Here is a 24,329-nt window from a genome sequence, read left to right on the forward strand (position 1 = left end):
ATCCCGGCCCTCAAGCCAACAACAGCTCGAAACCGAGCTGGTGGCTGGCCTGGATGACGTCCTCGGGTGCGCCGGTGTCCGTGATCAGCACGTTCAACGCGGTGACGGGGATGATGCGATGCAGGCAGACTTTGCCGAACTTCGAGCTGTCGGTGATGGAAATGACCACGCGTGCGGCCTCCACCATCTTGCGGTTGAGCAGGGCCTCGGGCTCGTAATGCGTGGTGATGCCGCGCTCCAGGTCGAAACCGTCCACGCCGAGGAACAGCTTGTCCACGTGCAGCGCGTCCAGCGCCTCGACCGTCAGCCCGCCGTAGAACGCCATGTTGCGCCGGCGCAGTTCGCCACCGAGCATGACGAGGTTGATGTTGGGCTTGGATGCCAACGCGGTCAGCACGCCGTAGTCGTTGGTGACCACGGTGATGTCGATGTCCGGCAACGCCTTGGCCAGCTGGATGGCCGTGGTGCCCGAGTCGATGGCGACGGTGTCGCCGGGCTTGATCAGGGCTGCGGCGCGCACGCCGATGCGGCGCTTCTCGGCCAGGTAGCTGGTGATTTTCGCTTCGTAATTGGGCTCGGCGGGGGTGCCGTTGCCGATCACGCCGCTGTCGATCGCACCGCCGTAGGCCCGCGCCATCACGCCGCGCTCGGCCAGGTAGCGCAGATCCTTGCGCACGGTCTGCGCGCTCACGCCGAAGCGGTCGGCAAGTCTGCTGACCTGGACGCTTCCTTGCTGGCGGACGAGTTCGCTGATCTGGAGGCGTCGTTGACTGGTGTCGCGAGTGGCGGCCATTTGGGAGTTCCGACGGATGGAGAAATTATGCCGCATTTCGTTGTATTTCGCTATTGATACGAAACGAAACATGGTATAGGCTCGATTTCGTTGTTTAGATGTAAGGTCCGCCATCGCGCCCCCCCAGGAGAGAGCCTTTGAACGCCGTATCCTTTCACCGAAACACACTGTCTTGTGCCGTCGCCCTGGCTCTGCTGATACCGGCGGCGGCGTTCTCCCAAACAGCGCCTGCCAGCGCCGCCACGACGCAGAGTCCACAAGCCGTCCCGATCGATCAAACCACGCCGCGCGCCGCCACCGAACTGGCCACCGTGGTGGTCACCGGCGAGCGGGGCAGCATGGCGCGCTCGACCGAACTCAAGCGCGATGCCGGCACCGTGCAGGATTCGATCAGTGCGCTCGAGCTGGGCATGTTCCCCGACGACAACGTGGCCGACTCGCTCAGCCACATCACCGGCGTGGCCATCTCGCGCACGGCCGGCGGCGAGGGTCAGAAGGTCAGCGTGCGCGGTCTCGGCCCGGAATTCACGCTGACCACGTTCAACGGCCGCATCCTGGCCACCGATGGTGCCGGTCGCGACTTTGCCTTCGACGTCCTGCCCGCCGACGTGATCAGCGGCGCCGACGTGATCAAGGGCGCGCAGGCCTCGTTGACCGAAGGGGCGATTGGCGGCCTGATCAACTTGCGCTCGGCCAGCCCGTTCGACCGGCCGGGACAGCACGGCATCGTGCGCCTGGAGGGCGACCGCAACCAGATGTCCGAACTCAACGGGCACAAGTTTTCGGCCACCTACAGCAACACCTTCGCCAACGACACCGTCGGCGTGCTGCTGGGCGTGGTCAAGGCCAAGCGCAAGGATCGCACCGACGTTGCCGGCAACGACGGCGGCTGGACGCGCAACCCCGACCCCAACGACCCCAACTGGTACGGCAACGCCTGGGGCGGCAACATCGACCCCAACGGCAACGGCGTGCTGGACCCGGATGAATATGGATTGATCGGCCCGGGCCAGTTCCGGGTCGGCTCGATCCTTGAGGACAAGAAGCGCAGCGCCTATTCCGGCAAGATCGAGTGGCGTCCGAACGACCGGGTGCGCATCGTGGTGGACGGGTTGAAGACGCGCCTGGATTCGCCGCAGGTGTCTTTCCAGCAGTCTTACTACCCGCTGTTCGCGCCGGGTCGCTGGTCCGACATCACCGTGCAGAACGGCATCGTCACCGGTTTCACCATGGACAACCCGGACCCGGAGCTGCGGCTCAATCCGGAGCTGCTGAACCAGACCCAGTATCGCGTCGTTGATACCTCGCTGTACGGCATCAACGGCGAGTGGAAGGCCACCGACGACCTGACCCTGACCGGTGACCTGTACCGTTCCACCTCGGAGCGTCGCTCCGGCGGCCAGGACAGCTACGTCGTGCTGCGCATGAACCAGCCCAACACGGCCCGCATCACCGTCGGCCCGTATGCGGTGCCCAACGTCGACGTCAAGTTCGACGACGGCCGCGACCTCATCTCGGGCCTCGCCGGCGGCCAGTTCAGCGATTCGGACTTCAACACGCATTACATGTCGCTGAGCGGCGACAACATCCGCGACGAGATCACCGGCGGCACCGTGGCCGGCAAGCTGTTCGTCGGCAAGTGGGGCGTGGACAACCTGCGTTTCGGCGTGAGCCGCACCGAGCGCGAGAAGTCGCGCGACCTGGTCAACAACGCCCTCAACGGCGGCGCCGACTACTACTCCGGAACCAACGCCATCAACGTGGCCGACCTCGGCGGCAACGTGATCTCGCACTCCTTCCACCTGCCGCACTTCATGTCCGGGGTGGGCAGCAGCTTCCCGCGCAGCTTCCTGGCCTTCGACGTGCCCAACTACCTGGCCCGGCTGCAGGCCTACAACGGCAACCTGCGCCCGGACGGCACGCCCTACGACTACGCGCTGGCCGGCCCGCAATGGAATCCGCTGGAGAGCTACCGCGTCAGCGAGAAGACCAACGCGTTCTACGTGCAGGCGGACATGTCGGGCGAGCGCTGGGAAGGCGACGTCGGCGTGCGCCTGGTGCAGACCGACACCCGCGCGCAGGCCTGGGACGCCAAGATCCTGAGCATCACCGAGAACGGGCCGTTCAACTACACCGCCCAATACGCCGCGCCGACGCCAGTCGTCCAGGACGCCGACTACAGCTACCTGCTGCCTTCGGCCAACTTCACCTGGCATTTCACCGACCAGTTGCAGTTGCGCGCCGGCGCGGCCAAGACCATGGCGCGTCCGGCAGTGAACCAGCTGGCGCCGACCAACACCACCGAAAGCGTGTCGTGGGGCGAGTTCACCCAGGTCTACGGCGGCAACGCGGACCTCAAGCCGTACAGCGCCGCGCAGGGCGACCTGTCGCTGGAGTGGTATTTCGCCGAGCACTCCGTCGCCAGCCTGGCGGTGTTCTACAAGCGCATCACCAACCAGATCACCACCAGTTGGGAAACCGGCCAGGACATCGGCGTGCCGGGTTACCTGTTCAACATCATGCGTCCGATCAATGGCGACCATGCCAGGGTGAAGGGCATGGAGATGAGCCTGCAACACTTCTGGAACAACGGTCTCGGCGTGCGTGCGCAGTACACGCGCAACCTGTCCACGAGCTGGGTGGACGGCGAGCAGCGGCCGCTCGAAGGCATCGCCCCGGCGACCTATTCGCTGGGCGTGATGTACGAGAAGGGCAAGTGGTCGGTGGGCGCCAACGCCGACCGCACCAACGGCTTCGTCACCGCGATCAACGTGCTGGGTACCGGCTACAACGAGCAGGCCGACGCGATCACCTGGGTCACCGCGCACGTCTCCTACAAGTTCAACGACATGATCAGCGTCAGCCTGGACGGCCAGAACCTGCTGGACAAGGCGCAGACCTACAGCATCAACGGCAACCCGCTGCTGTCGCAGGGCTATTACCGCTATGGCCGTTCCGTCAACCTGGGGGTGGCGCTGCGCTTCTAGGGCGGCGCGCGCGCCGGCGTGCCCGACTTCCCGGGCACCGCGTGGCGCGTGGGTTTGATCTGCATGGCTTGATCCGCATCGGGAGGGGCGAGTGTCGCGCCCTCCCGATGCGACTTCCCGCAGGACGGGCTGCGCAAACGCAATTTCTTGCAGGCTTTCGCGTCGGCTTGGTACGTTATATCGTTGCGTCCCGATCTTTTCCTCAAGACGCGCACGCATGAAAAACCCGCGGTCCGATTGTCTGCTGGCACCGTCGCGATGACGGCCGCGATGATCAGACGGGCAGGCGGGTCGCTGCTGGCGGTCGTCGCGGTGCTGGCGATCGGCGGCTGCGTGGTGGGGCCGGATTTCCGGAAGCCGGCGGCACCGGATGTTGCCAGCGTGGCCGCCGGGCCGCTGCCGGAGCGCACCCCCGGTGCGAATGTCGCCGGCGGGCAGCCCCAGCGTTTCGTTTCCGGCGGCGACATTCCCGCGCAGTGGTGGACGCTGTTCCATTCGGCCGCGCTCGACGCGCTGATCGCACAGGCGCTGGCGCACAACCCCGATTTCAAGGCCGCACAGGCCGCACTGGCGGTGGCGCGCGAGAACACCCGCGCCGGACGCGGTGCGTACGCGCCAAGCGTCAGCGCCGGCTTCTCGGCCAGCCGCGAACAGGACCCGCCCGGCGCGCTGGCGCCGGTGCCCAGCAACAACGCGTACCTGTACAACCTGTTCACGCCGCAGGTCAGCGTGTCGTACGTGCCGGACGTGTTCGGCCTGAACCGGCGCAACGTGGAATCGCTCAAGGCGCAGCAGCAGGCGGTGCGGTTCCAGATGCTTGCCACGCGCATCACGCTCAGCGCCAACGTGGTGGTGGCGGCAGTGCAGCAAGCCTCGCTGCGCGCGCAGGTCGCCGCGACCCGCGAGCTGATCGCGACCAACGCGAAGATGGCCGAGCTGCTGCGCTACCAGCTCGCCAAGGGCTACGCGGGGCGGCTCGATCTCGCCGCGCAGGAATCCCAGCTGGCCCAGTTGCAGGCCACGCTGCCGCCGCTGCTGAACCAGCTGGACCAGCAGAACCATCTGCTGGCCGTGCTGGCCGGCGAACTGCCCGGCGAGGCGGCGCCGCAGGCGTTCGACCTGGCCAGCCTGCATCTGCCGCAGCAGCTTCCCGTGAGCCTGCCCTCGACCCTGGTGGCGCAGCGCCCCGACGTTCGCCAGGCAGAGGCCAACCTGCATGCGGCCAGCGCGCAGATCGGCGTAGCCATCGCGAACCGGTTGCCCGACATCACGCTGACGGCAAATGCAGGCAGCAGCGCGCTGGCGATCAAGCAGTTGTTCAAGAGCGGCACCGGCTTCTGGAGCCTGGGCGCGGATCTGGCCGCCCCGATCTTCCAGGGCGGCAGCCTGCTGCACCAGGAGCGCGCGGCCAAGGCGGCCTACGTGCAGGCGGCCGAGGAATATCGCGGCACGGTGCTGACCGCGTTCCAGAACGTGGCCGACACGCTGGCCGCGCTGCAGCACGATGCCGAGGGCCTGCAGGCGGCGGCCAGGGCGGCGGACGCGGCCAAACTCGCGCTGGAAATCTCGCAGCGCCAGTACCAGGACGGCTACGCCAGCTACCTGTCGCTGCTGGGTGCGGAGCAGGCCGACCAGCAGGCGCGCATCGCGCTGGTGCAGGCGCAGGCGAGCCGCTATGTCGACACCGCCGCGCTGTTCCAGGCCATGGGCGGCGGCTGGTGGCACGACGCCGACACCCACTCCACCGATGCCGCTGCCACCCGGGATAGCGATGAAAAGTAGACCATCCTCCGCGCCGACCCGGCGCGCGCCCGTCCTGTTGTCCGCGCTTGTGCTGCTGGCCGCGTCGACGCTGGCCGCCTGCTCGTCGAAGGCCGCGCCGCAGGCCGCCGCCGACACGCCGCACAACGTGACGCTGACCGCGGCGCAGCGCCAGCACATCCATCTGCTGACCATCGAACGCAGCAGCTTCCATCGCAGCATCGAAACCAGCGGCGTGGTGGATTTCGACCACGACCGCGCCACGCAAGTACTGGCACCGTTCTCCGGTCCGGTGACCGAGGTGCTGGTGAACCCGGGCGACAAGGTCAAGGCGGGGCAGCCGCTGGCACGGGTGGATTCGCCCGACTTCGCCGCCGCCGTCGGCGCATATCGCAAGGCGCTCGCCGCGGCGCATGCCGCCGACCAGCTGGCCGCGACCGATCGCGACCTGTATGCGCACCAGGCGATCTCGCAGCGCGAGCACGCGCAGGCGCAATCCGATGCGACGGGGGCGGATGCCGATCGCGACGCCGCGTTGCAGGCGCTGCTGGCCCTGCATGTCGATCCGCAAACCATCGCGGCGATACGCGAAGGCAAGCCGGTGGCGCATGGCCAGGGCGTGATCCGCGCCCCGATCGCCGGCACCGTGGTGGAGAAGTCGATCGCGCCCGGCCAGTTGCTGGCGGCCGGTTCGACGCCCTGCTTTACCGTCGCCGACACGTCGAAAATGTGGGTGATGGCGCAGCTGTTCGGCGACGACCTGGCGGCGGTGAAAAACGGCGACGCGGCCACCGTCGAGGTCGGCGGGGATGACGCGGCGATGCCCGGCAAGGTGACCAACGTCGGTGCCGTGGTCGATCCCGATACGCGCTCCGTCGGCGCCCGCTTGCTGGTCGACAACCCGGACGGCGTGCTCAAGCGGCAGATGTACGTGCGCGTGAAGATCCGCTCCGGCGATGCGCGCACGGGCTTGCTGCTGCCGGTGTCGGCCGTGCTGCGCGATGACGAGAACCTGCCGTTCGTGTACGTGGCGGCGGCCGACGGCGGCTACGCGCAGCGCACGATCACGCTGGGCGGACGCGTGGGCGATGCCTTCGAGATTCCCGACGGCCTGCACACCGGCGACAAGGTCGTGGTGGACGGCGCGATCTTCCTGCATTTCATGCAGACCCAATGAGCGCGCAGACCCCACCCGAGGGGCTGCCGCCGCGCCCCACCTCGCTGATCAACCGCATCGTCGCGTTCGCGCTGCAGCAGCGCATGCTGATGGTGCTGTTGGCGCTGGGCCTGGCCGCGGCCGGCGTGTGGTCCTACAACATCCTGCCGATGGATGCGTACCCGAACCTGTCGCCGCCGATGGTCGACATCGTCACGCAGTGGCCGGGGCATTCGGCCGAGGAAGTGGAGCGGCTGATCACGGTGCCGGTGGAGCTGGGCATGAATGCCATCCCCGGCATGGTGACCAAGCGCTCCGTGTCGCTGTACGGCCTGTCCGACGTCACGCTCGGCTTCGCCGACGGCACCGATCCGTATTTCGCGCGCCAGCGCGTGCGCAACCGCCTGCCGGATGTCGAACTGCCCGACGGCGTGTCCTCGTCGATGTCGCCGATGTCGCCGCCCTCGGGGCTGGTGTACCGCTACGTGTTGCAGAGCACCGACCGCTCGCCGATGGAGCTGAAGACGCTGAACGACTGGGTCGTCGCGCCGCAGTACCGCTCGGTGCCGGGCGTGGCCGACGACTCCGGCTTCGGCGGCGGCACCATGCAGTACCAGGTGCTGCTCGATCCGGTGAAGATCGCCGCGCTGGGCATGTCGGTGGCGCAGGTCGAGGCCGCGCTGGCGGCCAACAACGGCAACGCCGGCGGCGGCTTCTACACCCAGGGTGGGCAGTTCTTCTACGTGCGCGGGCTGGGCCGGCTCGAGACCGTGCAGGACATCGGCGACGTGGTGCTGGCGGTGCACGACGGCACGCCGATCCTGGTGAAGAACGTGGGCACCGTGCAGGTCGGCATCGCGCCGCGGCTGGGCGAGTTCGGCTACATGGACCAGGACGACGCGGTGGAGGGCGTGGTGCTGGCGCTGACCGGCTCGAAGACCGAGAACGTGTTGCAGCGGGTCGAGGCGAAGACGCAGGAGCTCAACCGCGACGTGCTGCCCGACGACGTGAAGATCCACCCCTTCTACGACCTCACCGACCTGATCGGCCAGACCAAGGCGGTGGTGATGCACAACCTGCTGCTGGGCATGGCGCTGGTGATCGCGGTGCTGATCTTCTTCCTCTACGACGTGCGCGCGGGGCTGATCGTGGCGGTCACGATCCCGCTGGCGCTGCTGTTCGCCTTCGTGTGCCTGGACCTGAAGGGCGCCTCGGCCAACCTGCTGTCGATCGGCGCGGTGGATTTCGGCATCCTGGTCGATGGCGCGATCTTCATGGTCGAGAACATCTTCCGCGAGCTGGCCGCGCGGCAGGGCACCGAGTTCAACATCAGGGAAGTCATCCAGGGCGCCGCCTCGGAAGTGGACCGCCCGCTGGTCTACGCGGTGGCGGTGATCGTGGCCAGCTTCCTGCCGATCTACGTGCTGACCGGGCCTTCCGGCACGCTGTTCAAGCCGATGGCGGACACCATGATCTTCGCCCTGGTCGGCTCGCTGCTGGTCACGCTGACCCTGCTGCCGGTGCTGTGCGCGCTGTTCATGCGCCGTGGCGTGCGCGAGCGGCGCAACGCTATCTACGACAGGTTCAAGGCGTGCTACGTGCGCGGACTGCAGCGCCTGCAGCAGCACGCATGGCGCGTGACCGGGGCCTCCCTGCTGCTGCTGGTGATCGCGCTGGTGATGATGCGCGGCATCGGCGCCGAGTTCATGCCGCACCTGGACGAAGGCTCGCTGTGGGTGCGCGCCACCATGCCGTACACCATCTCCTTCGACGAGGCCTCGAAGATCTCGCCGCAGATCCGGCGCATCCTGCGCTCCTTCCCCGAGGTCACCACGGTCGGCTCCGAGCTGGGTCGCCCGGACGACGGCACCGATTCGACCGGCTTCTTCAACGACGAGTTCTTCGTCGGCCTGAAACCGTACTCGCAGTGGGACGGCAAGTACCGCAGCAAGGCCGACCTGATCGCGGCGATCGACAGGAAGCTGCAGGTGTTTCCGGGCATCCAGTTCAACTACACCCAGCCGGCCGAGGATGCGGTGGACGAGGCCGAGACCGGCCTGAAAAGCTCGCTCGCGGTGAAGATCTACGGCCCGGACCTGCACGTGCTGCAGGCCAAGGGCAAGGCAATCAAGCAGGCGATGGAAAAGGTGCGCGGCATCACCGACCTGACCCTGGTCCACGAGCTGGGGCAGCCGAACCTGTCGATAAAAATCGATCGCGCCAAGATCGCGCGCTACGGGATCAACGTCGAGGACATCAACAAGCTGATCGAGGCGGCGATCGGCGGCGACGTGGCCACCGAGGTAGCGCAGGGCGAAAAGCAGTTCGACCTGCTGGTGCGGCTGCAGCCGCAATACCGCGACAACCCGCAGCAGATCGGCGAGATCCCGGTAGCCACGCCCGGCGGCCAGCAGATTCCGCTGAAGGAGCTGGCCGACATCAGCATCGCCAACGGCGCCTCCTTCATCTATCGCGAGAACGGTTCACGCTACATCGGCGTGCAGTTCTCGGTGAGCGGACGCGACCTGGCCGGAGCGGTGAACGAAGCGATCGCCCGGGTCGGCCGCGACGTGAAGCTGCCGCACGGCTATCGGCTGGAGTGGGGCGGCGAGTACAAGGAGTACACCGCCTCGCGCGCACAGATGAACGTGATCCTGCCGCTGACCCTGCTGCTGATCTTCGGCCTGCTGTTCGTGCTCTACGGCAATTTCAAGTTCCCGTTCATCACCGTGGCCGGCGTGCTGCTGTCCGCACCGTTCGGTGCGATCGTGGCGATGTGGCTCACCGGCACGCCGTTCTCGGTGTCCTCGGCGATCGGCTTCATCGTGCTGTTCGGCGTGTCGGTGCTGACCGGCGTGGTCTACATCTCCTGCGTCAACGAGCTGCGGCTGGGCGGCATGGACATCGCCAGGGCGGTGCACGAGGCGGCGATCCTGCGCCTGCGCCCGATCACCATGACCGCGCTGGTGGCCGCGCTCGGCCTGTTGCCGGCAGCCATCGCCAGCGGCGTCGGCACCGATTCGCAACGCCCGTTCGCGCTGGTGATCGTGGCCGGCATGCTGTCGCGATTGCTGATCGGCATGTACCTGATGCCGGCGTTGTATGCGCTGGTGGCGCGGCCGCAGGATCGGTTGCAGGTGTAGGGCAGGCGGCGCTCAACCGCCGTTGCCGGTCGCCTCGATCTGTTGCGCGAGGTTGTACAGGATGCGCAGGTCCTGCGGATCGAGTTCGTCGCCGCCGAGGCCGCGGTAGTGGTTGTGGAACGCGCGCACCGTGGCGGCGCGATCGTCCAGCGGGTAGCCGACCACGGCCAGCGCCATCCACGGATCGAAGCCGGCGGGCGGATCGACCAGCACGCCTTGCGGCCAGCGGCCGAAGCCCGCGGCGGCCAGTCGCTGCCAGGGAAACAGCGGGCCGGGATCGTTCTTGCGCGCAGGCGCGAGATCCTGGTGGCCGATGATCTGCGCGCGCGGGATCTGCAGGCGTTCGGTGAGGTCGGCGAGCAGGCGCAGCAGGCTGTCGATCTGCGCTTGCGCGAACGGGCTGTGGCCGTCGTTGTCCAGCTCGATGCCGATCGAGGCGGAGTTGAGGTCGGTGATCGTGCCCCAGCGCCCGCCGCCGGCATGCCAGGCGCGCAGCTGGTCGGACACCAGCTGGTAGAGATGCCCGTCGGCGCCGATCAGGTAGTGCGCGCTGACCGGACCGCCACTGTTGGCCGTGCGCAAGGTTTCCAGGCTCTGCCGCACCGATTGCTGGTCGGTGAAATGCAGCACGATCAGCACCGGCCGGCGGATGTCGTGGTTCGGCGAGGGCACCCAGGTCGCCAGCGGATTGCGCGGCGGCAGCGGGGCGCAGGCGGCGAGCAGGGCGAGCAGGAGCAGCACGGAGAAGGGACGCAGGTAGCGTATCGGAAGTGTCGAGCGCATCGCGATGGGTCCCATGGTTTCGCTATTGCCCGTCATTCCAGCGCAAGCTGGAATCCAGTCAGGCGATTCGTGCGAAGCACACCAAATCGACTTTGTGTGCTTCGCACGCGTACTTCACTGGATTCCAGCCTGCGCTGGAATGACGGTGAAGTGATGGTCGTGGTCAACGCAGCCACGGCTTGGCGATCTCCAGCGCGGTGCGGTACGGCTCCGGCTCGTTGCGGTTGCTGAGCAGGATCACGGTGAGGTGTTGCTTCGGCCAGCGCACGATCACGTTGCGGAAACCGATGCTTTCGCCGGAGTGCCACAGCGTGTCGCCGGTGATGCGCCAGCCATAGCCGTAGCTGGCCTCGTACGGTTCGCCGGTGACCTTCACGTGCGGGCTGAAGGCGAGCTTGCGCGAGGCGTCGCTGAGCAGGCGGTCGTCGTACAGCGCGGCGTCCCACTTCGCCAGGTCCTCGACCGAGGAATAGATGCCGCCGTCGCCGCGGGTGGCGCTGGTGACGCTCTGGTCGGTGCGCGTCCACTGGCCGCCCACCTCGCTGTAGCCGTAGGCGCGGTCGTCCACGTCGGGGCCGCCCTTCTCGTACAGCAGCGTGTGATTCATGCCCAGCGGCTGGAAAATCTGCTGCTTGAGGTACAACGGCAGGCTGTAGCCCGAGGCGCGCTCGACCACCAGGCCGAGCAGCACGTAGCCGGTGTTGCTGTAGCGGTAGGCGGTGCCGGGCGCGAAGTAGGTCTTCGGGGTGGCGGAGAGCATGCGCAGCACGTCGTTGTCGCTGACCTGCCCGGTGGTGCCGGGCGGGATCAGGTCTTCGTAGTCGACCAGGCCGCCGGTGTGGTCGAGCAGCTGGCGCAGGGTGACGGCGGAGGTCGTCTGCGGCAGCGAGGGCAGCCAGCGGCGTATCGGATCGTCCAGCGTGAGTCGACCCTGTTCGGCCAGCAGCAGGATCGCCGCGGCGGTGAACTGCTTGCTCACCGAGGCCAGCCGGTAGTTGGTGGCCGGCGTGGCCTTGTCGTCGTCCTCGAGGTTGGCCAGGCCGTAGCTGCGATCGACGACGGCCTTGCCGTCCTTGATGACCAGCAGCGAGGCGCCGGGCACGTCGCCGGCGTAGGGCGCCATCAGCGCGTCGACCGGATCGACCGGCTTGGTTCCGCCGCAGCCGGCGAGCAGGGTGGCAGCGGCGAGGCCGATGAAGAGTCTATGCATGGCAGAGATCCCCTTGGTGGTGGCGATGCGCAGGACGGGCACGGCCCGCCGCATTTGCGAGTTGCGTGGCGTCTTGTCGAACAGCGGCGGGCCGTGCCTGCCCTACGGTTCCGGCGGGCGGTTGTTCGCGCCGGTCATTGCACGGGTACGTCGTAGATGGTGTGCGGCGTCGGTTCCGGCTCGAGGGTGTAATGCCACCACTCCATCGGGTAGTTGCGGAAGCCCTCGCGCTGCATCGCATCGCGCAGCAGCAGGCGGTTGGCGTGCTGCTGCGGCGTGACCTCGGGCGAGTCGGTGTGCGCGCGCACGTCGAAGAAATCGAAATCGGTGCCCATGTCCAGCGGCGTGCAATGCGTGCCGTCGTCGGCGCACTGCTGCATGGTCAGGTCGATGGTGGCGCCGCGGCTGTGACCCGAGCTTTCCGCGATGTAGCCGTGCAGGAGTTCGGACTTGTCCAGCCGCGGGTAGTGCTGCGGCTTGGTGCGCTGGTCGCCCAAGTCGTGCGCCCAGCGCACGAAGTGCGCCACCGCGCGGGCGGGGCGGTAGCAGTCCCAGATCTTCAGGCGCCGGTGCTGCGCGCGCAGCTCGTGCTCGACCTTCGCCAGCGCCTCGGCGACCGGGCGCAGCAGCAGGCAGGCCGGCGCGCGATAGCCGTCCGCCGGCGTGCCCATGAAGTTGTCGCTGCCGGCGTACTTGATGTCCTCGGCGATGTCCGGCACCAGCGTGCGGATGTCGACCAGGTTCGCCGCGGCGGCAGTCGTCGCCGGCGACAGCGCCGGCGGCTGGTCCGCGTGGGCGATGCCGCTGACGGCGACGAGCAGGGCAAACGCGATCAGATGCCCGGCTTTCGCAGGAGCCCGCTTGCGGGCGATGCCTTTTCTTCCGCCAGGCACGGGAGCATCGCCCGCAAGCGGGCTCCTGCCGGCGGTGATGGGCGACGGGTTGGTCATGGGTGGCAGCTCCCGACGCGCTGGAAATCGAGGTCCTCGTAGTCGGAACTGAAGTCGCCCAGCGGGTCGAGCTTGGCCATGCGCAGGGTAATCGGCTGGCTGGCGGTGGCCGCATGGAAATCCAGCCAGGCATCCAGGTCGGCCGAATCGTCCCAGTGCACGAAATAACGCTTGCCCAGGCGCATCACCGTGCCGGCCAGCGTCGGCGACTTCGCGGCGGCGAAATGCATTTTTCCGTCGCGCGGGCACAGCGTGACGTCGCCGAACCACGGGTCGCGATACTGCCCGCTCCAGCGCGCCAGTTGGGCGGTGCTGGCTGGCCGCTGCGTGGAGGTGTCCGGGGCGGACGAGGACGGCGACCGCTGCTTCGCCTGCTGCTCCAGCGCGTCGGCGTACCAGCTCACGTCGCGGCTGGAGTCGGGTGCGGTGAAATGCTTCATAAGCACTTCGCCGAGCACGGTGCGTGCGTCGCCCGCCTCGCCGTTGATCATGAACACGAAGCCGCTCTTGCGGTCCGGCAGCAGGGCCAGCATCGAGTACATGCCGTTCAGCGTGCCGGTGTGCCACACGCTCCACTGGCCGTCGACGTCGGCCATGCGCCAGCCGTAGCCGTAGGCCATGATGTGGCTGTTGTCCCAGGCGCGGCGCTGTGCGGAAACCGGGATCAGCATATGCGGCGCCTGCAGCACGTCGCGCTGCACCGACGACAGCCACTGCAGTTGTGCGTGGGTCGGCACCAGCCAGTTGCGGGCCCAGCTCAGCATGTCGGTGAGGTCGCAGCGGATGCCGCCGGCGGCGGCCGAGGTGATCGCGGGAATCGCCGCGGCTTCGGGGATCGGCACGTTGCGGCCGCCGTCGCGGCGATGCGGCGTGGCCACGTCGCCGACCGTGTCGCGGTTCCACGCGCCGACCTGGCAGCGGTCCAGGTGCAGCGGCTCGAACACTTCGCGCCGCATCAGCGTTTCGTACGGCGCGCCGCCCGCGGCGGCGGCGACTTCGCCGGCCACCACGTAGAGCAGGTTGTCGTACTGGTATTGCGAGCGGAAGCTGTAGCCGGGCTTGATGAAGGCGAGGCCGTGGATGATGTCGGCGCGGGTGAACGCGTTCGGCTCCGGCCACAGCATCAGGTCGCCGCCGCCCTCGGGCAGGCCGCTGGAATGGGTGAGCAGGTCGGCCACGCGCATGTTCGCGGTGACCCACGGATCGTGCATGCGGAACTGCGGCAGGTACTTCGTCACCGGATCGTCCCAGCGCAGCTTGCCCTGGTCGACCAGCCGGCCGAGCAGGGCGGTGGTCATCGCCTTGCTGTTGGAGGCGATCTTGAACAGCGTCTGCGGGGTGATCGGCTGGCCCGAGCCGGCGATGGTTTCGCCCACGGTGCGCGTGTAGACGACCTGCCCGTTCTCGATCACGCCCACGGCGATGCCGGGCAGGTGGTAGCGGGCGACGGTGGCGTCGACGATCTTGTCGAGGGCAGCGGTTTCCGCCCCGGGCGTGGCCGCGTGGACGAGCGTGCAGCCCAGCCCGAGTGCCGCGGCCAGCAGCAGGCGCGGCTTAATGACGATCAGCATGGCGCTCGACCTCGCCCCACACGCGCAGCAGGTTGCCGCCCCACAGCTTGGCGATGTCCTCGTCGCTGAAGCCGGCCTTGCGCAGCGCGGCGGTGACGTTGCGTGTCTCGCTGGCGTCCTTCCAGCCGGTGATGCCGCCGCCGCCGTCGAAGTCGGAGGCGATGCCGACGTGGTCGATGCCGGCCACCTTCACCATGTGGCGGATCTGCTTCACGTAGTCGTCCAGGGTGGCCAGCGGGTATTGCTTCTGGATCGCGGCCATGCCCGCTTCCATCTCGGGACGGTAGTCGTCGTTGTCGCTGTCGTATGCCTTCTCGCCGGCCTGTTTCGCCACGCGTTCCTGCAGCGCCTTCTCGGCGGCCGCGCGACCGGGGTCGTGCTTGAGGAACTCCTTGTAGGCCACCGCGTCGATCACGCCGCCCTTGGCGGCGATCGCGCGCAGCAGGTCGTCGGGCAGGTTGCGCGGGTGGTCGAGCACGGCGCGGGCGCCGGAGTGCGAGGCGATGATCGGCGTGCTGGATGCCTTCAGCGCATCGCGCACGCAGTTGTCCGAGGCGTGCGAGATGTCGACCAGCATGCCGAGTTCGTTCGCGCGCTTCACCACGGCGCGGCCGAAGTCGCTCATGCCCTTGTCGCCGGCGCTGTTCATCGCCGGCTCGCCGTGTTCGGTGTCGGGCAGCGAGCTGGTGCACAGGTCGTTGTTGCCGACGTGGACCAGGCCGACCGAGCGCGCGCCGCGATCGAAGGCGGCGTCGAGGCGGTGGATGTCGTGGCCGAGCGAGTAGGCGTTCTCGATCTCGATCGTCGCCGAGAGCAGGCCGGCCTTGTGGTTGGCGAGCAGCTGTTCGGGCGTGGTGGCCAGGCGGATGCGGTCGGGATACATCATCAGCATGCGGCCGATGCCGTCGTATTTCTGGCTGGCCTGTTTCACCGCCTTGGCATAGCCGGCGGCGTCGAGCTTGTGCTGCGGCACCCAGACCACGAAGAACGCCGCGTTCAGGCCGCCGCGCTCCATCTTGCCCAGGTCGACCAGCAATCGGGTGTCGTGCCCGACGTCGAAGCGCGGCTCGCCCATGTAGTTGAACGGGATGTCGACGTGGGTGTCGATGGTGACCGGCGGATCCTGCTGTGCCTGCGCGGGCAGCGCGGCAGCCAGGCTCAAGGCGGCGAGGAGGGCGAGGCGGACAGTCGTGTTCATGGCGTTTCCCAGTTCCGGGCCGGCTGCTCGCCGGCGATCATTTCCTCGAAATGCTGGCGCCGCCGCACCACGGCGTAGCGGCCCCGCTGCAGCAGTACCTCGGCGGCCAGCGGCCGCGAGTTGTAGGTGGAGGCCATCGACGTACCGTACGCGCCGGTGGCCTTGATCAGCAACAGGTCGCCGGCGGCGCATTCGGGCAGTTCGCGTGCGCGGGCGAAGGTATCGCCGGTCTCGCACACCGGGCCGACGATGTCGTAGGTGGTCATCGGGCGCGGCTCGTCCGCTACCGGCACGATGTCGTGCCAGGCGTCGTACAGGCTGGGGCGCTGCAGGTCGTTCATCGCCGCGTCCAGCACCAGGAACGTGCGCTCGATGCCGGGCTTGACGCGGATCACCCGGGTCAGCAGCACGCCCGCCTCGGCGACCAGGTAGCGGCCCGGTTCCAGCAGCAGGCGGCCGCGAAAACCGGCCAGCGCCTCGCGGATCGCGCCGACGTAATCGGCCGCGGCCACCGGCTGGTCCACGCCGGCGCGATAGCACACGCCCAGCCCGCCGCCGACGTCGATGCTGTTGAGCGGGTGGCCGGCCTGCTCGAGCTCGCGCCAGAACCCGGCCACGCGCTGCAGCGCCAGCCGGAACGGTTCGACGCTGAGGATCTGAGAACCGATGTGCACGTGCAGGCCGTCGAGCTGCACGTGGTCGAACGACTTGCGTTGGGCGAACCAGCGGCGCGCCTCGTCGATGCTGACGCCGAACTTGTTCTCCGACTTGCCGGTGGAGATCTTCGCGTGGGTCTGCGCGTCCACGTCGGGGTTGATGCGCACGGCGGCGCGCGCGGTCACTTCCTGCGCCTTCGCGACCCGCTGCAGGGTATGCAGTTCGTCCAGCGATTCGACGTTGAAGCGCATGATGCCGACGTTCAGCGCGCCGGCGATCTCGTCGGCGCTCTTGCCGACACCGGAGAACACGATGCGCTCGGCCGGCATGCCGGCGTTGAGCGCGCGGCGCAGTTCGCCGACCGAGACGATGTCGGCGCCGACGCCGGCTTGCGCCATCAGCTGCAGGATGGCGAGGTTGGGGTTGGCCTTGACCGCGAAGCAGATGGTGGCGTCGAGGTCGGCCAGCGCGGTTTTCAGTGCGTCGATGCGCTGGTGGATCGCGCTGGCGGAATAGGCGTGAAAGGGGGTGGGGATGCGTTCGGCCAGCCGCTGCAGGTCGACGCCATCGAGCCAGCGCGGCGCCGGCATCCCGGCGGCCGCGAGGTTGCCGGGCATGGCGGCCGGCGTGGCGTGGAGGTGGTTCATGGGCGGTGGCGGGCCATTGTCGGTCGCCCGCAGGGCGGGCAAAAAAAGGGCGACCCACCATTCCGTGTGGGTCGCCGCCAGGGGAGTACGTTCAGAAGTCCACGCTGAGGGTGAGTTGGGTGAAGCGCGGCGCCTGGAAGCTGATGCCGTCGCCGAAGGTGTCGCTGGTGCCGTTGCCGATGGTGGTCTGCAGGTCCTGGTCCACGTTCAGCGTCTGCTGGGTGTTGAACAGGTTGTACACCGCCAGCTTGGCCTTGAAGCGGCCGGTGTCGCCGATCGGCAGGATGTAGCTCACGCTGGCGCCGACGTTGTAGGTCCACGGCGTGCGGCCGTACTTGCCGCGCGGCGAGTTCACATAGACGCGGTCGGCGGAGAACTCCGAATCGCAGTTCTGCACGCAGGTGTAGTAGCTGTGGTAGTTGGACGCGTCGAACGGGTTGCCCACGCCGAAGCCGGTGATCGGCGTGCCGGACAGCGCCTGCAGGTCGGCGCCGAGCTGCCAGTGCGGAGTCAGCGCGTAGGTGCCGCGCAGCTTGAACTGGTGACGGCGGTCGTTGGGCAGGTAGCCGTCGCCGCCGAAGTTCACCCACGGGTCGTCGAAGTTCTCGGTGCGGCCGGTGTCGTCGAAGTTGGTGTCCGAGTTGACCGGGCCTTCCGCGTTGCCGCGGCTCCACGACAGCGTGTAGGAGGCATTGAACGCCCACTGGTCGTCCCAGGCGCGGTTGATCTGGAACTCCACCGCGGTATAGCTGCGCTTGGGCTTCACCCAGCCGCGCTGGCCGATGTAGGTCATGATTGGGTCGCCGTCGGCGTCGACGCCATCCTGGCGGTACATCGCCCAGCCTTCCTTGGAGGTGTCCACGGTGATGTAGCCGTCGGGCGTGCCGTCGCAGTTGGAGTCGCCCCACACCTGCACCTTGGAGCCGGGGTTGGCCATCACCCAGCCGATGTAGCCATCCTCGCCGCACTGCGCGGTGGCGCTGATCTCCATGTCGTCGATCGCGTTGTGCAGGCGGCGATAGGTGCCGCTGACGCCCCACGACCACTTGTCGTCGATCATCTGCTGGAAGCCCAGGATCGCCTCGTCCTGGTAGACCTGGTCCATGTCGTGGTCGACCTCCGAGCGCAGGTCGCCGACGGTGCCGTCGCCCTGCGAGGTGTCGACGCCGCCCAGTTGCGGGCCGAGGATCGGCATGGCGTACTGCGAGCCGTTGCGGTCCTCGATCTGCCAGCCGCCGAAGGCGTAGTAGGTGCGTTCGTCGAGCAGGCCGCCGGCCTGCTTGATGTTGATCACGTTGGCCACCGGCAGGTAGTAGCGGCCGAGGTTGCCGAACAGCTTGGTGCTGCCGTCGCCCTTCATGTCCCACGAGAAGCCAACGCGCGGCGCGATCATGTTGTCCATCTTGATGTAGCTCTTGCCGTCGCCGCCCTTGTTGTCGAAGCCGTCGCTGCGGATGCCGGCGTTCAGCAGCAGGTTGGAGGTGACCTGCCAGTTGTCCTCGATGTAGTACGCCGAGTTGGTGGTCTCGAAGTTGCCGGCGATCTCGTAGCGGCGCGCGCGCACGTAGCCGGTGTAGCCGGGCGGGATCACGCCGCCGCCGTTGGGGTTGGAGATCGAGGAGCCCGGGTCGGCCTTGTACACGTTGTAGTAGATCGCGCCGGGGCCGGGGTAGTAGCGCTCGTAGTCGGAGGTGTTCTGCTCGTGGTCGAAGCCGAAGCGCAGCAGGTGGTCGCCCAGCGTCCACTCGAAGTCCGCGCGCGCCTGCTTGCGCACGTCGTTGCGATGGCTCACCGATGAATTGGTGGTGCAGCCGAGCGCGACACCGGGCAGGGCGATCTTGCCGTCGCTGGCCACGCGGTTGCATTCCACGTCGCTGAGCCCGCGGTTGAACGACTCGCGGTCGTTGCGGCCGTACATCAGCTTCATCGACAGGTCGTTGGTGAGGTAGCTGGTCCAGGTGAGGTTCCAGTTCCTGCCGCCGGTGTCGGTGTAGATCTCGTTGGTCTTGTTGCCGGTGATGTCGCCGGTGTAGGTGTAGTCGTAGACGTCGCCCACGTTGCTGTTCTTGTCCGAGAAGGCCATGAACTCAAGCAGGTTGGCGTCGGTGATGTGCCAGTCGATCTTGGTGCCCCAGAAGCCGGTGTCGGCGCTGTTCTTGGTCAGCGTGGTGCCGGCGTCGTTGGTGTTCTCCGGCGAGGAGTCGCGCGCCTCGTACATGGCGAAGAAGAACAGCTTGTCCTTCACGATCGGGCCGGACGCGTAGACGTTGAGCTTGGCCAGCGCGTCGCGGTCGCGGCTGGCGGTGAGGTAGCGCGTGCCGTCGGCGCGGTAGTGGTCGTCGGCGCGCGAGTGCCAGCTGGCCGGCTCCATGGTGAGCTCGGCGCCGTACTTGAACTGGTTGGTGCCCGAGCGCGTCACCGCGTTGATCACGCCGCCGGTGGTGCGGCCGAACTCGACCGAGTAGCCGCCGGTCTTGACCTGGAACTCCTGGTAGAACGCGAACGGCGCCGAGGAGAAGCCGTTGCGGTTGTAGAAGTCGGTGACGTTGAGGCCGTTGACGTAGAACGAGTTCTCCGCCACCGACGAGCCGCCGAAGGAGATGCCGCCGAAGCCGGCGACGCCCTTGTTGACGCCCGGCGCCAGCACGGCCACCGAGGTGATGTTCTGATCCACCGGCAGCCGCGCCAGTTGCTCGCGGGTGACGTTGGTGGCCGACTCGGTGGAGGTGACGTCGACGCCGGGGAGGACCGAGCCGCTGACCGTGACCGCGCTCAGTTCGGTCGCGGTCGGAGCCGAGCCGACGTTGACGGTGGTGGTGTTGCCCAGGCTCACCGTGACGTTGATCGGCTCGCTCGCGGCACCGCCGCCGCTGCTCTGCAAGGTGTAGGTACCGACCGGCAGGAACGGGAAGCGGTAGTTGCCCTTGGCATCGGCGGTGACGCTGCGGGTGAGGCCGGTGTCGGTGCTGGTCACCGTGACCACCGCGCCCGCCGCGGTGTGGCCGACCACGGCGCCGTCGTTGCTGCCGGCAAAGGCGGCAGGCACGGCCAGCGAGGCCAGGCCCATGCCAAGCGCCATGCAAAGTACGGTTCTGCGCAAGCTGCGACTGTTGCTCATTTCCCCATCTCCCCATCGACGCCGTCGATGCCAGTTTTTGTGAATAGCTGCCGGTTAGTTGCCGCCGCGTCCGTGCTCCGCTGGCAGCACCTGCCAGTCGAAGTCGTAGTCCAGTTGATCGAAGTACACGTTGCCGCCGTCCCACTCGGCCTCGCCGCGCTGCGAATCCACGTCGTCGGAACGGAAGTGGTGCTTGGGCGGCTCGAAGCGGCGCCCGTAGTCGGCATTGAAGGCGATGCGCCAATTGTCGAGCCCGCCGAGGTAGAACCACTCCAGCGCCGGGTCGTCGCCCGCGGCCGGATGCAGGCGGCCGGTGGTGACGTCCATCGGCACCCAGCCGTACGGCGCGAGGTACAGGAAGCCCCAGTCGTGGATGTTGCTGTAGCCGCTGCCGTCGGCGGCGAACACCATGCCGGACTGCCAGCGCGCGGGGATGCCGTTGAGGCGCAGCAGGGTCATCAGCAGCAGGGTCTGCTGGCCGCAGTCGGCGTGGCCGGCGTGCAGCGCGTAGTCGCTGATGTTGGAGATCGTCGAATACTCGCGCGCGCCGGCCCAGGGAATCCGGTCCACCGCGGCGAACAGTTTCTGCGCGATGCGGTACGGGTTCTTCTCCTCGCCCACGACCTTGCGCGAGAACGCGCGCATGGCGTCGGTGAACACGATGTGCGGCGCGCGCTCGGCCACGAACGGGGCCAGCTCCGGGGTGATGGTTTCCGCTTGCACCCTGGCCGGGTCGATCGCGTGGTATTGCGCCAGCAAGGTCAGTTCGTAGGTGACCGAGAACACGGTCTTCTGCCCGGCCACGGCGGGCTTTTCCAGGTACACCGTGCGCTGCGGCGCCGATTTCGGCGCGATGTCGTGCTTCGCCGGCACGCTGGCGACGTAGCGGATGTCTTCCTGCTGGCCGGGGATCGCCTGCGGGTAGGGAATCCACGCACGCACGATCTTGCCCGCGGGCACCGCATCGGCGTCGACGGTGAGTGTCTGCGTCATGCGCAGGCGCTGCGGCAGCACGCTGGCGCGATGCTGGTCGAGCGCGGCGTGGAAGATCGCGCGCTGGTGGTCGTTGAGCGATTCCATCGGGCCGTCGGTGATCGGTGCCTGCACCGCGCGCCGCGCCACCGCCTCGGGGCTGAGCCGGAACAGATTGCCGGGCGAACGCTTGAAGTACAGCGTGCGGCCGTCGATGACCTGATGTTCGAACAGGCCGGCGGCGTTCCACTTCGCGAACTCGGCGTCGGTGACGTCGGGGATCTGCTTGCGCACGCGCGCCTCGACCTCGTCCGCGCTCAGGGTGAAGTCGAGCAGGATGCGGCGCATGCGCTCGCGCTGGAACAGCAGTGCCTGGCGCTGCTCGGCCGACACGCCCGGCTGCGCCAGCGCGGTCTCGATCGCCGCCTGCGCCGCCTTGAAATGGCCGGCGTCGATCTGGGCAATGACGGGATTCAGCGGTGAGCCACCCACGCTCGCCCCCGCCGGCAGGCCGGCGGACAGCGCCAGCGCGGCCACCAGCAACAGGCGCGCGGCCCGGGCATGGCGTCGTATTCTCGTGGTGGCAGGCAATGGTGTATCCATCGAGCGGCGTCTCCGCATCCGATCCCCTGAAATGGCTGTGTAACACGCTTGCAAATGCTGGTCAATAATTTATGCTTCAAACCAATTCGACTCGAATCAGCTATTCCTTGCCGACACGACAGCGAGGCTGGCACTGGCCCGCGCACGAACCACGAGGGGACGCATGTGATCCAAACGGTCTGGCCCTACCTGGCGGTGATGTTGCTGGCCGCCGGGGTGTTTCCGGCGATCGAGCGCCGCTACGGCTGGAAGGTCTTCTCGGTGTTGCCGCCGATCGTGCTGACCTATCTGCTGGTGACCGCGTTGGCCGTGTCGGGGCTGTGGCAGGTCAACGACGAGATCCATGCGGCGCAGACGATGCTGGTCTCGCACCTGGTGCCGGCGCTGTTGTTCCTGTTGATGATCAACTGCGACCTGCGCGCGATCTGGCGGCTGGGGCCGCGCGTGCTGGCCGTGTTCGCCTGCACCTCGGTGAGCCTGTTCGTGGCCTTCATCGGCGCGTTCCTGATCTACCGGCACTGGCTGCCGGGCGACCAGTGGCAACCGCTGGCCGCGCTGTCCGGCAGCTGGGTCGGCGGCACCGCCAACATGATCGCGGTGAAGCAGGCGATCGACATGTCCGACCAGTTGCTGGCGATGTCGCTGCTGACCGACGCGCTGTGCTACTCGATGTGGGTGGTGGTGCTGTTTTCGGTGGCGCGGCTGGCGCCGGCGTTCAACCGCTGGACGCGGGCCAAGTCCAGCGGCGACATCCCGCTGGCGGAAACGAAACCCACCGGCCCGACCACGCCCGACAGCGTGCTGCTGTGGCTGGGCATGGCCTTGCTGGCGGCCGCGCTGGCTGGCTGGGTGGCGACGAAACTGCCGACCTCCAGCATGTTGAGCGCGACCACCTGGACGATCCTGCTGGCCACCGGCGCAGGGCTGGTAGTGGCGCATACGCCGCTGGCGCGTTATCCGGGCGCCAGCACGATCTCCGGCGCCCTGCTGATCAGCGTGGTGGCGGTGCTGGCCTCGCAGAGCAACTTCCACGGCATCGCCGCGGCACCGCTGTACCTGCTGTGCGGCGTTACCGTCATCGCGATCCACGCGCTGCTGCTGATCGGCTTCGCCAAGCTGTTCCGTTTCGACCTCTACCTGTGCGGCATCTCCTCGCTGGCGCATATTGGCGGCGTGGCCGCCACGCCGATCCTGGCGGCCAGCTATTCGGCCGCGCTGGTGCCGGTGGGTATCCTGCTGGCCTTGCTCGGCTACATCCTCGGCACCGGTTTCGGCCTGGTGGTGGCGTCGATCCTGAAGCAGCTGGCCCTTCCGTGATGCGTTCTTGCGACAGGACACGATGATGCGATTTCCCCTGCTTGCCACTCTCCTGCTTGCGCCCCTGCTCGCCGCGGCGGCGCCGCAGGCCCGCGGCGCCGACGACGCGCTGGTCGTGCCGCCCTCCGGCGTGCTCGGCGTGGGCGAGGCGCAGCTGACGCCGCAGTTCTGGGTGGAGCGGCTGGCGCAGCCCGATGCGCCGGTGATGGATCGCGCGGCGATCGCGGCGCAGAACGCCAGGCTGCTGAAGATCGACCCGTCGATGCACGATCTGCGCGCGTTGCCTTCGACGCTGGACCGCGCCCGCGTCGAAGGCTGGATCAAGGATCTGTCGCAGCGGCCGGATCGACCGCTGTTCGACGTCGAGGGCAAATCGGTGAGCGCGGCCACGCTCGACGCGGTGGTCGCCAACCTCGCACTGGATGCGATTCCCGCGCAGCAGAAGACGCGCTACGGCCTGGTGGTGCGCCGCGCTGCGCTGCGCACGTTCCCCACCACGCTGCGCGTGTTCAATGAAAAGGGCGACACCGACATCGACCGCTTCCAGGAGACCGCCGAATTTCCCGGCACGCCGGTGGCGATCGTGCACGCGAGCGCCGACGGCCAGTGGCTGTTCGTGGTCAGCCCGCGCTATGCGGCGTGGACGCAGAAGGACAACGTGGCCGAAGGCAGCGCGGCCGAGGTCTTCGGCTACGTTGACAGGACGCCGTACCGGGTGATCACCGGCGCGGTCGAACGCACCGTGTTCACCCGCGAGGTGCCGGCCGTCTCGCAGCTGCCGCTGGACATGGGCACGCGCCTGCCGCTGGCGACCGATCTGCCGCCGGACCAGCCGGTGAACGGGCAGACGCCGTACGCCGCGCACGTGCTCGACCTGCCGCTGCGCAAGGCCGACGGCACGCTGGGCTTCACCCCGGCGCTGCTGCAGAAGAACACCGACACGGCTGCCGACTACCTGCCGCTGACCCGCGCCAACATCATCCGCCAGGCGTTCAAGTTCCTCGGCGAACGCTACGGCTGGGGCCACGCGTACGATGGCCGCGACTGCTCGGGCTTCGTCTCCGACGTGTACCGCAGCATGGGCGTGCAGATGCCGCGCAACACCAGCAGGCAGGCGATCAGCCCGGCATTGGAGCACCGCGCGTTCACCGCCAAGGACAGCCGCGAGACGCGCCTCAAGGCCGCGCAGGCGCTGGAGGTCGGCGACCTGGTCTACATCCCCGGCCACGTGATGATGGTGATCGGCCAGTACCAGGGCCAGCCCTGGGTGATCCACGACGTGGGCGGCATGAGTTACCGCAAGGCCGACGGCAGCCGCGTGCGCATCAAGCTCAACGCGGTGTCGGTGACCCCGCTGCTGCCGCTGCTCTACAACGACAAGCAGACCTATGTCGACCGCATGACCAGCATCGTGCGCATCCGCCGCTGAGCTCGCCGGCACCAAAAAGAAAACAGGACACGGA

At 67.9% G+C, this 24,329-nt stretch carries 15 protein-coding genes; 6 read left to right on the forward strand and 9 right to left on the reverse strand.

Features of this window, described 5'->3' with window-relative positions; translation table 11 throughout:
- Positions 1-10: 10 nt before the first annotated feature.
- Entirely contained in the window at positions 11-793 is a 783-nt protein-coding gene (locus tag ACVCMG_RS13365; RefSeq protein WP_447114332.1) for a DeoR/GlpR family DNA-binding transcription regulator, read from the reverse strand.
- Positions 794-930: 137 nt separating this feature from the next.
- Here ACVCMG_RS13365 and ACVCMG_RS13370 point away from each other — a divergent pair, with 137 nt between their 5' ends.
- The 4 genes from ACVCMG_RS13370 (at position 931) to ACVCMG_RS13385 (ending at position 9,840) form a co-directional block, all read left to right on the forward strand.
- A complete protein-coding gene (locus tag ACVCMG_RS13370; protein WP_447114333.1) occupies positions 931-3,780 on the forward strand; it encodes a TonB-dependent receptor in 2,850 nt (949 codons plus the stop codon).
- 270 nt (positions 3,781-4,050) lie between these two features.
- Positions 4,051-5,562 carry an efflux transporter outer membrane subunit gene (locus tag ACVCMG_RS13375; protein WP_447114334.1) on the forward strand — a complete coding sequence of 504 codons (1,512 nt, stop codon included), beginning with the start codon at positions 4,051-4,053 and terminating at the stop codon, positions 5,560-5,562.
- Entirely contained in the window at positions 5,528-6,718 is a 1,191-nt protein-coding gene (locus tag ACVCMG_RS13380) for an efflux RND transporter periplasmic adaptor subunit (protein ID WP_447114335.1), read from the forward strand. The genes ACVCMG_RS13375 and ACVCMG_RS13380 overlap by 35 nt, the downstream gene beginning before the upstream one ends.
- On the forward strand, positions 6,715-9,840 hold the full coding sequence (locus ACVCMG_RS13385) for an efflux RND transporter permease subunit (RefSeq protein ID WP_447114336.1): 3,126 nt from the start codon (positions 6,715-6,717) through the stop codon (positions 9,838-9,840). Before ACVCMG_RS13380 ends, ACVCMG_RS13385 begins: the two co-directional genes overlap by 4 nt.
- A gap of 12 nt (positions 9,841-9,852) precedes the next feature.
- Here ACVCMG_RS13385 and ACVCMG_RS13390 read toward each other — a convergent pair whose 3' ends face one another.
- From ACVCMG_RS13390 to ACVCMG_RS13425, 8 genes are all read right to left on the reverse strand, one after another.
- On the reverse strand, positions 9,853-10,623 hold the full coding sequence (locus tag ACVCMG_RS13390) for an N-acetylmuramoyl-L-alanine amidase (protein ID WP_447114337.1): 771 nt from the start codon (positions 10,621-10,623) through the stop codon (positions 9,853-9,855).
- Positions 10,624-10,786: 163 nt separating this feature from the next.
- Positions 10,787-11,833: a serine hydrolase domain-containing protein gene (locus ACVCMG_RS13395; protein WP_447114338.1), complete on the reverse strand. Its 1,047-nt coding sequence runs from the start codon at positions 11,831-11,833 to the stop codon at positions 10,787-10,789.
- A gap of 134 nt (positions 11,834-11,967) precedes the next feature.
- Positions 11,968-12,783 carry a M15 family metallopeptidase gene (locus ACVCMG_RS13400; protein WP_395120173.1) on the reverse strand — a complete coding sequence of 272 codons (816 nt, stop codon included), beginning with the start codon at positions 12,781-12,783 and terminating at the stop codon, positions 11,968-11,970.
- A complete protein-coding gene (locus tag ACVCMG_RS13405; protein WP_447114339.1) occupies positions 12,780-14,354 on the reverse strand; it encodes a serine hydrolase in 1,575 nt (524 codons plus the stop codon). The genes ACVCMG_RS13400 and ACVCMG_RS13405 overlap by 4 nt, the downstream gene beginning before the upstream one ends.
- A complete protein-coding gene (locus ACVCMG_RS13410) occupies positions 14,338-15,552 on the reverse strand; it encodes a dipeptidase (protein ID WP_447114340.1) in 1,215 nt (404 codons plus the stop codon). Before ACVCMG_RS13410 ends, ACVCMG_RS13405 begins: the two co-directional genes overlap by 17 nt.
- Complete coding sequence (lysA, locus tag ACVCMG_RS13415; protein ID WP_447114341.1) at positions 15,549-16,856, reverse strand: diaminopimelate decarboxylase; 1,308 nt, start codon at positions 16,854-16,856, stop codon at positions 15,549-15,551. Before lysA ends, ACVCMG_RS13410 begins: the two co-directional genes overlap by 4 nt.
- A 91-nt stretch (positions 16,857-16,947) precedes the next feature.
- Entirely contained in the window at positions 16,948-19,974 is a 3,027-nt protein-coding gene (locus ACVCMG_RS13420; protein WP_395120167.1) for a TonB-dependent receptor, read from the reverse strand.
- Positions 19,975-20,028: 54 nt separating this feature from the next.
- Positions 20,029-21,549: a transglutaminase-like domain-containing protein gene (locus tag ACVCMG_RS13425; RefSeq protein WP_447114342.1), complete on the reverse strand. Its 1,521-nt coding sequence runs from the start codon at positions 21,547-21,549 to the stop codon at positions 20,029-20,031.
- Between the two features lie 165 nt (positions 21,550-21,714).
- Between ACVCMG_RS13425 and ACVCMG_RS13430 the strand changes: the two genes are divergently transcribed.
- Both ACVCMG_RS13430 and ACVCMG_RS13435 read left to right on the forward strand, forming a co-directional pair.
- Positions 21,715-22,866, forward strand: coding sequence for a DUF819 family protein (locus tag ACVCMG_RS13430; RefSeq protein WP_395120165.1), 1,152 nt, complete (start codon positions 21,715-21,717; stop codon positions 22,864-22,866).
- 25 nt (positions 22,867-22,891) lie between these two features.
- The gene (locus ACVCMG_RS13435) at positions 22,892-24,295 is read left to right on the forward strand and encodes a C40 family peptidase (protein WP_447114343.1); all 1,404 of its coding nucleotides are present in this window, start codon (positions 22,892-22,894) and stop codon (positions 24,293-24,295) included.
- Positions 24,296-24,329 lie beyond the last annotated feature (34 nt).

The organism is Rhodanobacter sp. UC4451_H18, assembly GCF_052978225.1.